This window comes from Streptomyces sp. RKAG290 (assembly GCF_023701695.1).
In the GTDB taxonomy this organism is placed as follows: Bacteria; Actinomycetota; Actinomycetes; order Streptomycetales; family Streptomycetaceae; genus Streptomyces.
The window spans coordinates 7,050,320-7,063,004 of record NZ_JAJOZC010000001.1 but is presented as its reverse complement, the minus strand read 5'-3'; the positions used below and the strand labels follow the sequence as shown (position 1 = coordinate 7,063,004).

The 12,685-nt window shown below is 73.4% G+C and carries 11 protein-coding genes and 4 pseudogenes; 10 read left to right on the top strand and 5 right to left on the bottom strand.

The annotated features are described in order from the left end of the window. Window positions 1–114 precede the first annotated feature (114 nt). Window positions 115–818, bottom strand: a pseudogene (locus tag LNW71_RS31250) (ribonuclease H). 185 nt (window positions 819–1,003) lie between these two features. Here LNW71_RS31250 and LNW71_RS31245 point away from each other — a divergent pair. Then, window positions 1,004–1,186, top strand: coding sequence for a DUF6381 family protein (locus tag LNW71_RS31245; protein ID WP_250971252.1), 183 nt, complete (start codon window positions 1,004–1,006; stop codon window positions 1,184–1,186). A 138-nt stretch (window positions 1,187–1,324) separates the two neighbouring features. Here the strand turns inward: LNW71_RS31245 and LNW71_RS31240 are convergent, their stop codons facing one another. Next, the gene (locus tag LNW71_RS31240) at window positions 1,325–2,161 is read right to left on the bottom strand and encodes an NAD(P)H-binding protein (protein WP_250971251.1); all 837 of its coding nucleotides are present in this window, start codon (window positions 2,159–2,161) and stop codon (window positions 1,325–1,327) included. 235 nt (window positions 2,162–2,396) lie between these two features. On the opposite strand from LNW71_RS31240, the gene LNW71_RS31235 reads away from it, so the two are divergent. From LNW71_RS31235 to LNW71_RS31225, 3 genes and pseudogenes are all read left to right on the top strand, one after another. Then, the gene (locus tag LNW71_RS31235) at window positions 2,397–3,131 is read left to right on the top strand and encodes an SDR family oxidoreductase (protein ID WP_250971250.1); all 735 of its coding nucleotides are present in this window, start codon (window positions 2,397–2,399) and stop codon (window positions 3,129–3,131) included. A gap of 160 nt (window positions 3,132–3,291) precedes the next feature. Next, window positions 3,292–4,224 (top strand): annotated as a pseudogene (locus LNW71_RS31230) (CehA/McbA family metallohydrolase); the annotation flags it as partial. A gap of 52 nt (window positions 4,225–4,276) precedes the next feature. Beyond that, a complete protein-coding gene (locus LNW71_RS31225; protein ID WP_250972212.1) occupies window positions 4,277–4,804 on the top strand; it encodes an HAD domain-containing protein in 528 nt (175 codons plus the stop codon). A 189-nt stretch (window positions 4,805–4,993) separates the two neighbouring features. On the opposite strand, the pseudogene LNW71_RS31220 reads toward LNW71_RS31225, so the two are convergent. Continuing rightward, a pseudogene (locus tag LNW71_RS31220) lies at window positions 4,994–5,854 on the bottom strand (UbiA family prenyltransferase); the annotation flags it as partial. Window positions 5,855–5,972: 118 nt separating this feature from the next. On the opposite strand from LNW71_RS31220, the gene LNW71_RS31215 reads away from it, so the two are divergent. From LNW71_RS31215 to LNW71_RS31190, 6 genes and pseudogenes are all read left to right on the top strand, one after another. Continuing rightward, complete coding sequence (locus LNW71_RS31215) at window positions 5,973–7,028, top strand: 3-oxoacyl-[acyl-carrier-protein] synthase III C-terminal domain-containing protein (protein WP_250971248.1); 1,056 nt, start codon at window positions 5,973–5,975, stop codon at window positions 7,026–7,028. A 13-nt stretch (window positions 7,029–7,041) separates the two neighbouring features. After that, window positions 7,042–7,568 (top strand): annotated as a pseudogene (locus LNW71_RS31210) (isoprenylcysteine carboxyl methyltransferase family protein). Further along, window positions 7,565–8,578 (top strand): FAD-dependent monooxygenase, encoded by a 1,014-nt coding sequence (locus LNW71_RS31205; protein WP_250971247.1) that lies wholly within the window; start codon window positions 7,565–7,567, stop codon window positions 8,576–8,578. The pseudogene LNW71_RS31210 and the gene LNW71_RS31205 overlap by 4 nt, the downstream one beginning before the upstream one ends. Window positions 8,579–8,750: 172 nt before the next feature. After that, complete coding sequence (locus LNW71_RS31200) at window positions 8,751–9,536, top strand: SAM-dependent methyltransferase (protein ID WP_250972211.1); 786 nt, start codon at window positions 8,751–8,753, stop codon at window positions 9,534–9,536. A 43-nt stretch (window positions 9,537–9,579) separates the two neighbouring features. Continuing rightward, the gene (locus LNW71_RS31195) at window positions 9,580–10,212 is read left to right on the top strand and encodes a class I SAM-dependent methyltransferase (RefSeq protein ID WP_250971246.1); all 633 of its coding nucleotides are present in this window, start codon (window positions 9,580–9,582) and stop codon (window positions 10,210–10,212) included. Window positions 10,213–10,417: 205 nt separating this feature from the next. After that, window positions 10,418–10,765 carry a DoxX family protein gene (locus LNW71_RS31190; protein WP_250971245.1) on the top strand — a complete coding sequence of 116 codons (348 nt, stop codon included), beginning with the start codon at window positions 10,418–10,420 and terminating at the stop codon, window positions 10,763–10,765. Between the two features lie 77 nt (window positions 10,766–10,842). Here LNW71_RS31190 and LNW71_RS31185 read toward each other — a convergent pair whose 3' ends face one another. Beyond that, entirely contained in the window at window positions 10,843–11,856 is a 1,014-nt protein-coding gene (locus tag LNW71_RS31185; RefSeq protein ID WP_308294532.1) for a DnaJ C-terminal domain-containing protein, read from the bottom strand. Between the two features lie 265 nt (window positions 11,857–12,121). Further along, window positions 12,122–12,616, bottom strand: coding sequence for a cupin domain-containing protein (locus tag LNW71_RS31180; protein WP_250971244.1), 495 nt, complete (start codon window positions 12,614–12,616; stop codon window positions 12,122–12,124). Window positions 12,617–12,685: the final 69 nt, after the last annotated feature.

Genomic DNA, 12,685 nt, shown 5'->3' with positions numbered 1-12,685 from the left:
CGACCTCACCGCCGGAGCCGCATCATGGCATGCGCGGGCCCCTGCGCGGGGCCGATCGCCCCGGCCGGGTGGTGCGGGGACCGTGCGTGGCGCCACGGCCGGCCCCCAGGTGGGTCAGGCGGACGCGGTGCGGCACTCCGGGTGGCCCCAGCCGTGATCGTTCTTCGCGATCGTGTCCTTGGCCGCGTACGGCTTCCCGCAGTGGCACCGGCCGGCGAACCTGGCGCGGATGGTGGCGCCGGAGCGGGCCGCGGCGCCCGTGCTCTTCGCCGCGCCGGTGCTCTTCGCGGCTGCGCCGGTCCGCCGCCCTTCGGAGGCGCGGGCGGCCACGGGGACGGGCAGGTCCGCCGAACCCTGCGAGGTGCCCGCCGCACGCTGCGCCACGGCCACCTCACTGGCCGCCTGGTCGGCGAGCGCGTTCAGCGGATCGCCGTCCACCTGATGGGCGGGACGTAGACGAACTCCACGGCGCGGCCGGTCAGCAGGGCGTCGATGCGGGCGACCAGATCGCGGTTGGCGACCGGTTTGCCGGCCGAGGTCTTCCAGCCGTTGCGCTTCCACCCCCGCAGCCACTTCGTCACCGCGTTCATCGCGTACTGCGAATCCATCCGCACTTCGAGCGGCACACCCGGATCGACGGACTCCAGCAGCTCCTGCAGAGCGGTGAGCTCTGCGACGTTGTTGGTGGCGGTGCCCAGCGGTCCCGCCTCCCAGCGCAGCGGCCTGCCCGCGGCGTCGGCCACCACATACGCCCAGGCCGCAGGCCCCGGATTACCCTTCGACGCCCCGTCACACGCGGCGATCATGCGCTCGTTCATACCCCTGATCATGCCAGCGTCGCAGGGCGCCGATTCCCGGCGAAGCCCGAATCCGCGCCCGCACCCCCGCAGCGGCACCCGCCCCACCTGGCAGCTTCACGCTGCGTAGCGCTTCGGCGTGCGACGGTTGCGAAGCGCTGGTTCTCTGAGGGAGCCCGCTCTTCCCTACTGTTCAAGGAGCGACAATGAGCGTTGCAGGAGAATCCGGCCGAGCCCAGCAGATGCGCGAGAAGGCCAAGCACATGACCGAGGCCGCGGAGCGCACCAGCGACCCGGAGCAGAAGCGCCGGCTCCAGGAGAAGGCCCGGAAGCTGCACGAGCAGAGCGAGCAGCACGACAGCCGGGACGGCGACGCCCTCCCCCTGTAGCCACCGCATCACACGGGCGACCGATGGACCGCCACTCTTCCATGAGTGGGTGGCGGCCATCGGTCGCTCTGTGCGTGCGGGCTGCCGCTCCCCCGGGCCGGGCCGGGGGCGGGCCGGCGCCGGTCGGGCGCGCAGCGGTCAGCGGAAGTCCTCCACGTGGTCCGCGGCCCATGCCGCGAAGCCGGTGGCCGGGCGGCCCAGCACCGTCAGGACGTCGTCATGGGTCGGCTGCGGCTTGCCGTCCTGCTCGGCCTGGTAGGAGATCACCACGTCGGCGAACGGCGCGGGCAGGTGCCGCACGAGCTCCGCCCGGTACTCCTCGACACTGATCCGGGTCACATCGACCGGTTCTCCCAGGGCGTCGGCGATGAGCTCCACCTGCTCCTGCTGGGTGAGGGACTGCGGACCTGTGATGCGGTACGTGGCGCCGCGGTGCGTGTCGTCCAGGAGTGCCCGAACGGACACCTCGGCCATGTCCCGTTCGTGAATGGGCTCGCTGTAGGCCTGCGGGTACGCCAGGTTCAGCCGCCGGGACGCCCGGATGGGACCGGCCCACTGCAGGGCGTTGGAGGCGAATCCGCCGGGCCTGACAAAGGTCCGGTCGATCCCCGACGCCTCCAGCGCCTGCTCGACCGTCAGGTGTGCCCGCGCGATCGGGCTGTCCTCGGCGCCGGGCCCGTCGACGGCGAGCGAGGACAACAGCACCACGTGCTCGACGCCCGCCTTCCGCGCCGCCTCGGTGAAGTCCCCGATGCCTTCGGGAGCCGCGTAGAGGAAGACCTTGCGCACGCCGTGGAGGGCCTCCGCCAGCGTGCTCGGGTCGGACTGGTCGAACCGTACGGTCGGCGCTCCGCCCACCGGCCCCGCGTCCCCGGGACGACGGCTGGCGGCCCGCACCGGGTGGCCCGCGTCGAGCAGGGCGCGCAGTACGGCGCTGCCCACCTGGCCGCGGACACCGGTCACAAGAATGGTCATGGTCGCTCCCCTGTGGAAATGCATCGGTCACCCCGTGCACCACCCTCAAGTGACCGCCCCCGAAAGGCATTCCCCCTCCGGGCCCCGCACGGCGGGTTTCGGCCATCGTCACCGTGACGCGCTCCCCGCCTCCCCGGTGGCGTCCGGGACCTGTGCGACAGGAGTTCGATCATGACTTCTACGATGGTCCTCCTGCCGGGGGCACCGCGCCCTCGCAAGAGAGTCAGGGGTTTTCATGAGCCGTCGTCCGGTCACCGTGGTCACCGGCGGCAGTCGCGGTATCGGCGCCGCGGTCTGCTTGCGTCTGGCGGTCGACGGTCACGACATCGCGCTGGGCTACCGCTCCGACGAGGCAGCGGCCGAGACCGTCGCCGCAGCTGTCCGGGAGACGGGCCGGCGCTGCGTGACGGTGCGGATGGACACGACCGACGAGGCCGATGTCGACCGGCTCTTCGAGACCGCGGCGGACGAGCTCGGCACGGTCACCGGGCTGGTCAACAACGCGGGCGTCGGCGGCCCCGTGGGCCCGCTCGCGGAAGCCGACGTGGCCGGGCTGCGCCGCGCCCTGGACGTCAACGTCATCGGTTACCTCCTCTGTGCGCGGCGCGCCGTGCGCGACATGGGCCGGTCCGGTGGCGGGGCCATCGTGAACATGTCCTCGGCGGCCGCCACCCTTGGCAGCCCCGGTGAGTACGTGCACTACGCCGCCGCCAAGGCCGCTGTGGACACGATGACCGTCGGCCTGTCCAAGGAGGTCGCCGCGGCGGGCATCCGGGTCAACGCGGTGGCGCCCGGCATCATCCGCACCGGTTTCCACCAGGACCCGGAGCGCCCCGACAAGGCCGCCGCCGGCATTCCGATGGGCAGGCCCGGGCAGCCCGAGGAGATCGCCGGGGCCGTCGCCTGGCTGCTCTCGGACGACGCCTCGTACGCCACCGGGACGGTTCTGCGCGTGGCGGGCGGGCGCTGACGTCCGGTCGCGCCACGGTGTCCGGTTCCCACGGGCACGCGTTCCCGACGGGCCGTGCGATGATCCCGGGTCCGGGTGGGAGCCGACAACAGGAGGAAGCGATGCCGGAGTCGGGCCTCGCGCCACCGCCGCCGGCCGGCCGGGGCGGGGCTGGTACCGCGGAGACTGCCATGTGCATTCGATGGCCTCGAACGGTGGCGAACTGACGCCGGAGCAGCTGGTGAGCGAGGCCCGCGCGGCAGGCCTCGACTTCCTCGCGGCCACCGAGCACAACACCTCCGAGACGCATGACGCCTGGAGCCGGCAAGCCGGCGGGGGCCTGCTGGTGATCCTGGGCCAGGAGGCGACCACCCGGACGGGGCACTGGCTCGCTCTGGGGATCCGCCCGGGACAGCTGGTCGACTGGCGCTACGGCGTGCGCGACGACGTGATCGACCGGCAGCTGGACGAGGTCCACCGGGCCGGCGGGCTCTGTGTCGCGGCCCACCCGTACGCGCCCTACCCCTCGGGCACCTTCATGTACCCGTACCGGGGCTTCGACGTGGTCGAGGTGTGGAACGGGCCGTGGCGTTCGGACGTGCCGTGGCAGGCGGACAACGAGGCGGCACTGGCCGAATGGGGACGCGGCCTGGCCGCGGACGTCCACCAGGGACGGTGGCGGCCGGCGGTGGGCAACAGCGACGCCCACCTGGCGAAACAGCTCGGCGTTCCGCACACCGTCGTGCTCGCCGACGAGCTGAGTACGGACGGGATACTCGACGGGATCCGCGCCGGCCGGAGCTGGATCGCCGGATCGGCCGCGGTCGACCTGTCGTTCACGGTGTCCGCGGCCGGCCGGAGCGCCGGGATCGGCGGGCGGCTGGAGACCGGGGACGAGCCGGCCCTGGCCAGGGTGGTGGTACGCGGTGCGCCGTCGGGCTCCGTCAGCTTTCACACCGAACGGGGAAACGTGCACCAGGAGTCCCTTCCCGGCTCAGGACCGGGCACCGTGGAGTGGCATGGCAATGCCGTGGATTCGGCGTTCGTCCGCATCGAGGTGCGCCATCCCGACGGGCACATGGCGGCGCTCACCAATCCGGTCGTCCTGACCTGAGCGGGCAGCGCTGTCACCTCGGGAGCCGTGGGTCCGGCTGTACCGTGCGGCGATGAACGGTTCCGGCGGACTCCCGCTGCTCTTCCTCGACGTCGACGGCCCGCTCATCCCGTTCGGCCCGGCCACCGGCCCGCACGGCGGCCACCGGACGTACCCGGCCGGCCCGCTTCCACCGGGAGCCGGGGCGAACCCCCTGCTCGCAAGGATCGACCCGGGGCTCGGGCCCCGGCTCGCGGCGCTCCCCTGCGAGCCCGTCTGGGCGACGACGTGGATGCACGAGGCGAACGAGGTCGTCGCGCCGCGGCTCGGGCTCCCGGAGCTCCGTGTGGTGGTCTGGCCCGGACCGTCCGAGGAGGACGAACGGGACGCGCGGGCGGGGCTGCACTGGAAGACCCGCACACTCGTGGCCTGGTCGGCCGGGCGCGACTTCGTCTGGGTCGACGACGAGATCACCGACGCGGACCGGGCCTGGGTCCGCGCACACCACGGCGAGCGGGCGCTGCTCCACCGCGTCGATCCCGGCCGCGGCCTGACGGACGCGGATTTCCGGCTGCTCGACGCATGGCTGCGCACGGGGTGAAGGCGGCGGTCCCCGCCGGTGCACGAGGGGAGGGCCGGGGTCCACCCCTGCGCACGGAGTGAGGACCCCGGTCCACGCCGGCGCACGAGGGGAGTCCCCCGGTCCACACCTGCGCATGGGGTGAAGGCCGCGGCCCACGCGACACGCTTCCCGGCGACCCCGTCGCCCAGGTGCCGTCGGGTCACACCGGGCGGTGCCGCGTAGCAGCAGGAGGGCCACGTCGGCCGCCGCGACGACCACGGCGGCGGCGAGCGCGGCCTTGCGCCAGTAGCGGCCGAGTGCGAGCCCGGCCAGTGCCGTCCCCGCCGCCACGGCCGGCGTCACCACGCCCCACCAGCCCGGCGGTCCGGGCGGGCCGAGCGCCAGGACCGCCGACGCCGCGACGAGTGGCACCGGCAGCAACAGTCCGGTGCCGGTGACGCCCAGCCGTTGCGGCAGGCCGTGCAGTCCGTTGCGCAGGTCGTCCTCGATGTCGGGGAGCACATCGCCCAGATGCGCGGCCAGGCCCAGCAGCGCACCGGCCGTCACCATCCACCAGGCCGGCCAGGGACTGCCGGGCAGCGTCAGGGCGGCGACCGCGGGCAGGGTGCCGAATCCGATCACGTACGGAAGCCAGGACAGTGCGGTGGCCTTCAGTTTCAGGTTGTACGCCCAGGCCGCCGCCACAGCGGCCAGGTGCACCGTACCGGCGAGGAGGCCGCAGGCCAGGGAGAGCGGAACGCACAGCAGGGCGGCGGTGAACGCCGCCGCCCACACGGCTGTCCGGTTCACGGACCCGTCGGCCACCGGCTTGCCGCGGCGTCCGACCGCGGCGTCCCGCCCGGCGTCGAAGGCGTCGTTGCACCAGCCCACCGAGAGCTGACCGGTCAGCACGGCGGTGACGAGGAGGGTCCCGCGCACCCCGTCGAGGCCGGCGTCGGCACCCAGTGCGCCGGCCAGTGCGGTCACCGCGGCCACCGGCCCCGGATGGCAGGAGCGGGCCAGTGCTGCCGTGCGGCGCAGCGGCCACGCGGTCGCGGCGTACGCGCGGGACGGGTCGGGGGTGCCCATCTCGTGATCGTAGGTACTCCGGGGTGGCCGGGCATGACAGCCGCACGGGTTGTTTACGGTGTTTTGTCCCCTTTGCGGGGCAGGGATGGGCCATGACGCCTCCGAAGCAGGACCCGGGATGACCCGGATCGCCGCCGTGCACGGCACCCCGGCTCCGTACCGCTACACCCAGCGCGAGGTCACCGACATGGTGGCCCGCACCTGCCTGCCGCCGGGCGCCGACCGGCGGGTCCTTGACCGGTTGCACGAGAACGCCCGGGTGCGCACCCGCAACATGGTGCTGCCGCTGGAGCGCTACGCGGAGCTGGACGGATTCGGCGCCGCCAACGACGTGTTCATCGGCGCGGCGGTGGACATGGGCGCCGATGCGCTGCGCGGGGCGCTGCGGACCGCGGGGCTGCGGCCCACCGATGTGGACCTCCTCATGTTCACGTCCGTCACCGGCGTGGCCGCGCCCTCCGTCGACGCCCGGCTCGTGGGGCGGCTCGGACTGCGTCCCGACGTGAAGCGGCTGCCGGTCTTCGGACTCGGCTGCGTCGCCGGGGCCGCCGGGGTGGCGCGGCTGCACGACTACCTGCTCGGCCGCCCCGAGGACGTGGCGGTGCTGCTCTCGGTCGAGCTCTGCTCCCTCACGTTCCAGCGCCAGGACGCGTCGACCGCGAACCTGGTGGCGACCGCGCTGTTCGGTGACGGAGCGGCCGCCGTGGTGGCGCTCGGCGAGGGCCGGGCTTCCGGGGCCGGGCCGGAGGTCGTGGCCACCCGCAGCCGCATGTATCCGGACACCGAGCACGTGATGGGCTGGGACATCCGCAGTTCCGGCTTCAAGGTGCTGCTCGATCCGGCGGTCCCCGACGTCGTGCGCCGGTATCTCGCCGACGACGTGCGCGACTTCCTGGCGGAGCACGGCCTCAAGCCGAAGGACGTGGCGCACTGGGTGTGCCACCCGGGCGGCCCCAAGGTCCTGGAAGCCGTCTCGGAGGTCCTCTCGCTCCCCGACGGGGCTCTCGACGTCACCTGGCGCTCGCTGGCCGAGGTGGGGAACCTGTCCTCGTCCTCGGTGCTCCACGTCCTGCGGGACACCCTGGAGCAGCGGCGGCCGGAGCCGGGGTCACCGGGTCTGCTGCTGGCCATGGGCCCCGGATTCTGCTGCGAACTGGTGCTGCTGCGCTGGTAGGTCGGAGGAACACATGATCTGGTACACCGCGCTGGTCCTGGCCGTGGCCGTCGAGCGGATCGCCGAGCTCGCCGTCGCACTGCGCAACACCCGCTGGGCGCTGGCCCGCGGCGGCATCGAGACCGGCCGGCCCACTACCCCGCGATGGTCGCGCTGCACACGGCTCTCCTGGCGGGCTGCCTCCTGGAAGCCGGCCTGACGGACGCGCCGTTCGTGCCGCTCTTCGGCTGGGCCATGGTGGCGGTCGTACTCGCCGCGCAGGCGTTGCGCTGGTGGTGCATCCGCACGCTCGGCGACCGGTGGAACACCCGCGTCATCGTCGTGCCGGGCCTGCCGCTGGTGACCGGTGGACCGTACCGGCTGCTGCGCCACCCCAACTACGTCGCCGTCGCCGCCGAGGGCCTCGCGCTGCCGCTCGTCCACGGCGCGTGGGTGACCGCGGCGCTCTTCACCGCTCTCAACGCGGCGCTCATGAGGGTACGCGTCCGGTGCGAGGAGGCGGCTCTCACCGCCGCGTCGGCAGCGGACGTACCGGCGTGATCGACCTCCTGGTGGCGGGCGGCGGCCCGGCCGGCCTCGCGGCGGCGATCCGGGCGGCCGGGCTGGGCATGGAGGCGGTCGTCGTCGAACCCCGCAGCGCGCCCATCGACAAGGCGTGCGGCGAGGGCATCATGCCCAGCGGCGTCGCCGCGCTGCGCGCCCTGGGCATCGAGGTGTCCGGACACCCGCTGCGCGGAATCCGGTACGTGGAGGGTGCGCGCAGCGCACAGGCGGTGTTCCGGGGACAGCCGGGGCTCGGCGTACGGCGGACCGAGCTGCACACCGCCCTGCACGAGCGGGCCCTGGAGCTCGGCGTCCGGATCGTGCCGGGCAAGGTCGCCGGCGTGCGGCAGAGCCACGACCGAGTCGTCGCGGGCGGCCTGACAGCCCGTTGGCTGATCGCCGCGGACGGCCTGCACTCACCGCTCCGGCGCGAGCTGGGGCTGGACGGTCCGGGTACGGCGGTGCGCCGGTACGGACAGCGCCGCCACTACCGGATCGGCCCCTGGACCGAGTTCGTCGAGGTCCACTGGTCACGGCACGGCGAGGCGTACGTGACGCCGCTCGGGGAGGGCTTGGTGGGCGTGGCCGTACTCAGCCGGGAACGCCTCCCCTACGAGAAGCACCTGGCGGCGTTCCCCCGCCTGGCCGCCTCGCTCCTCGGCCGGGACACGGGCCCCGTGCGCGGCGCGGGGCCGCTGCGGCAGCGGGCGCGGGCCCGGCGGGCCGGGCGCGTCCTGCTGGTCGGTGACGCCGCCGGTTACGTGGACGCGCTGACCGGCGAGGGTGTCGCGCTCGCCCTGGCGACGGCCGCGGCGGCGGTGGACGCACTGGCCTCGGGCCGGCCGCAGGACTACCCGGGCCGGTGGGCGAAGCTGACCAGGCGCCACCGTTTCCTCACCGAGGGGCTGCTGGCCGTCGCCCGGCACCCCGCGGCCGCGCAGCTGATCGTCCCCGCGGCGTACCGTGCGCCGGCCGTCTTCGGTGCGGCGGTGCACGCGTTGCAGTAGACCCGGTCGCGGCAGACGGACGGGACGGGCGACCGGTCACCGGGCGGCGCAAGGTGTGATGCCGCGTCGGCGCTGACCGGCTGAATTCATTCAACACAGCATGATCATCCCGAAGTTGCTGTGGCAGACTGCGCCGATGGAGCGGTTCACCTCATCTGCATCGGAGCTCGCCATGACGGCAGGGACGTCCCAGCCCCCGATAGACACCGGCAGGCCCCAGTCGGCACGGGTCTACGACGCACTTCTCGGGGGCAAGGACAACTACCCCGTGGATCAGGCGGTGGCACAACAGCTGCCGGTCGAGGCGAAGACCGGCGCCCGGCAGAACCGCGCGTTCATGAACCGCGCCACGGCCTGGCTGGCCAGCGAGGGCATCGACCAGTTCCTCGACATCGGCACCGGCATACCGACCGCCCCGAACCTGCACCAGATCGCCCAGGAGGTCAATCCGGCCTCGCGGGTGGTCTACTGCGACAACGACCCGATCGTCCTGCGCCATGCGGAGGCGCTGCTGATCAGCCGGCCGGAGGGCGCCACCGACTACGTTCCGGCGGACGTCCGCGAGCCGGAAACCATCATCGAGGCGGCCCGCAAGGTGCTGGACTTCGAGCGCCCGGTCGCGCTCTCGCTCCTGGGCCTGCTGCACTTCCTGCCCGACGACGTGGACCCGCACGGCATCCTCCGCACCCTGACGGGCGCACTGGCTCCCGGCAGTTACACGGTGCTGTCCCAGGGCGCCTCCGACGTGAACCCGGAGCGGGGCCGGCAGGGGGCCGACGAGTACGACAAGGGCGGCATCCGGCTGGCGCTGCGCACGCGCGCCGAGTTCGCCCGCTTCCTGGACGGGCTGGAGGTCGTCGAGCCGGGGCTGGTGACCGCACCCGAGTGGTTCCGCGGCACGTCGGCCCCGCAGCCCGAGCAGAGCGGCCTGTACGTGGCCGTGGCCCGCGTCCCGTAGCCCGGGGACAGGGGACAACAGCCCGAGAAGGAGTGGATTCCCGATGGACGCAGGTCAAGCCCCCACCGCTGCGACGGTGTTCGACGCCCTCGGCGCCGAGTACGAGCAGGCGTTCGCCGGATCGGCCGCGCACCGGTCCTCGTTGGAGCAGCTGCTCGAGCGGCTCGCCCCGCACAGCCGGGTACTGGACGTCGGCAGCGGCACCGGGCGGCCGACCGCCCAGGCGCTGACCGACGCCGGCCATGACGTGCTGGGTGTCGACGTCTCTCAGGTCATGGTGGACATCGCTTCCCGGCAGGTCCCCGGGGCCGAGTTCCGGTGTGCCGACATCCGGGAACTCCCCCTGGATGAGGCGGGGTTCGACGCCGCGTGCGTGTACTTCTCACTCCTGCAGATGTCACGCGCGGACCAGTCGGAGGTGCTGCGCCAGCTCGGCGAGGCCGTACGGCCCGGCGGCCATCTGGCGGTGGCGACAGTGCCGTTGGACCTTGAGGGCGTGAGCGGCGAATTCATGGGACAGCCGGTGCGGGTGACCAGCTTCGGGCCCACCGAGTTCATCGCCCTGGTGGCCGGGGCCGGCTTCTCGATCGTGTCGGAACAGAGCAGCGTGTTCACCCCGGCGCATCCGGCCGCCGTGCCCGAACCTCACCTGTTCCTGCTCGCCCGGCGCACCTGACGGGGCCCGCGGACGCGTGGAGCGGGGCGAATGGCCCCGCTCGCGCAGCCGCTCGGGGCAGCTCCGCGCGGCTGCGCGAACGGGATGAAGAATTCTTCGCGGAACACGTCACGTTCTCCCGTCGAGGCGTGTCAGTGCAGTGCCGGACCGGCCGCCACGGCCGGAGCGACCCGCACCGGCACCCGTCCGATGAGGAGCACTCACCATGTCCATCGCCCACGTCGTCGTCACTCTCGTCGCCGCCGCCATGGCCGGCTACTCCGCCGGCGCCCTTCTCCTGCGGGCCCAGTGGGTCGTCCAGGCCCTGACCGACTACAGCGTTCCCCGCTCCTGGTGGACGTGGCTCGGCGCGGCCAAGGCCGCCGGTGCCGCGGGGCTGTTGGCCGGGCTGTTCGTGCCGGTCATCGGCGTCGTGGCCGGGGCCGGTCTGGTGCTGTACTTCGCGGGTGCGGTCGTCACGGTGATCCGTGCCCGCTGGTACTCGCACATCCCGTTTCCCCTGGTGTACGCGGCGCCGGTGGTCGGCGCCATGGTGCTGGGCTTCGCCGCCTGAGCGCCGGTCCGCCCCCGGCCGCGTCGGTCGGCCCCCGGCCGCGTCGTCCCCCGGCCGCGTCGTCCGCCGCTCGCGCGTCAGGAATCGCGCAGCCCGCCGGGGCTCCGACGGGGAGCGTGGTCGAGGGCTATCCGCCCGTGGGTGTGCCGCTCGACCGCGTCCGCCAGGACCTGCCAGTCCTCGGCCCTGAGCTGCCTTGCGTCGACCAGATGTTGCCGTCGCTGTCCGGTCCCGGAGGCGTCCGCGGGTATCGCGTACAGCGCGACGACCGCGTCGTGCCGGTCGCTGTCGAAGACCAGCAGGGCGATGTCGGACCAGCGCAGCTCGTGCGTGGTCACCCAGGAAGTGCGCCCCGTGGGAGACCTTCGCTCCTCCCGGACCGTGACGGACTGCTGGTCCACCGTGACCCGGATGCCGTCGGCGCGGACGCTGACGGGTCCGGTGCCCGCGCCCCCCGCCCCGGCCGCCCCGCTCCGCGGCCGGGGCGGTGCGGTGCCGGTCCTCGGCCGCGGCGCTGTGCCGGTCCGCGCCGCGGACGGTACGGGGCCGGTCCTCGACCCGGGCGGCGCGGAACCCACGGTCGACCCCGGCGGTGCGGCTCTACGCGTGCGGGTGCCGGAGATCCGTACGGACAGGAGCAGGTCCCCCGCAGGATCTCCTCCCTTGCCCGGTGTGCCCCTGCCGGGGACCCGCAGTGTGCTTCCGTCCTGCACGCCGGCCGGAATCCGCACGGTGGCGGCCCGGCGGCCCGGCATCCCCAGCCCGCTGCCGTGGCACCACAGGCATCGCCGGCCGGTGCCGACGCCGCGCACACCCGCCCCCGCGCAGTGCGTGCAGCGCGCCCTGGCCCTGAACCCGACGGTCCTCGTACCACCCACCAGTGCCTGGTCGGGCGTCAGCACCAGCCGGGCACGGACCGGCCGCCCGGCCCGCACACCCCGGACGGAGAACCAGCACGCGCCGAGAAGGAGGGCCATAGCTGCAGAAGGCCACGCCGCCCTCGGGTAGAAGAAGGCGCCGACCCCCATGCCGAGGATCAGCACTACGGCGACGAGCGCCGCAAAACGGCCCCAGTGCGTCCTTCCGTCCACCGCTGCTCCCGCCCCTCGCCCAGTTCTCGGCATCCGCTCCCCACACCCGGTTCACGTCCGGGCGAACGCGCCGTCACAGGGATGCTCCCCTGATCTGACGCGCTTTCCCTGTACGGCAGTTGCACCGTTCGCTCGGGACGCCGTCGGGTGTCTCCTCCGCACCCCGGTCCGCTGGTCCGTTTCGGGACGGTCGGGGACGGTTCAGCTGGCGACCCGGGCCGGTCCGGGACCACACCGTCGGTACTCCCCCGGGCCACCCGCCCTGTCACCCTCGGGCGTCGCTCCAGGTCGCGCTGTCGAGGAAGTAGGTGTCGTACAACTCCTGGACCTCCAGCAGGCTCTCGGGCGGTACCTTGCCGTACGCAATGCGCTCCAGATGGCGGAAGTACTCGAAACGCTCGACGCCCGGGGTGATGACGATGAGGATGTCGGCGTCCTCTCCCGGCGCAGCGGCGAAGGCGTGGGCGAGGCCGGGCGGCACGATGACCAGGTCGCCGCGTTCGGCGGTCACCAGCTGCTCGCCGGAGAGCAGCTGGGCCGTGCCGTCCAGTACGTAGAACAGCTCGGCCGATCGCGAGTGGTGGTGCGGCCTGGCTCCGTCCGCACCATTGGTCAGGCTGACCCGCTGGGTGGACAGTGCGCCGCCGGTCGAACTGCTGTCGGCCAGCAGGCGGATGGTGGTGGGGGCCCGGCCGATCACTTCCGCGTCGGCGGAGCGTACGACGACGGACTCGTCGAAGTCCGGCACGATCAGCGACATCTGTGTCACTCCTTGCCTGCATATCCGTCAATTCCATTGCGGAGACTTCCCCAGGCGTCAGATCGCGAA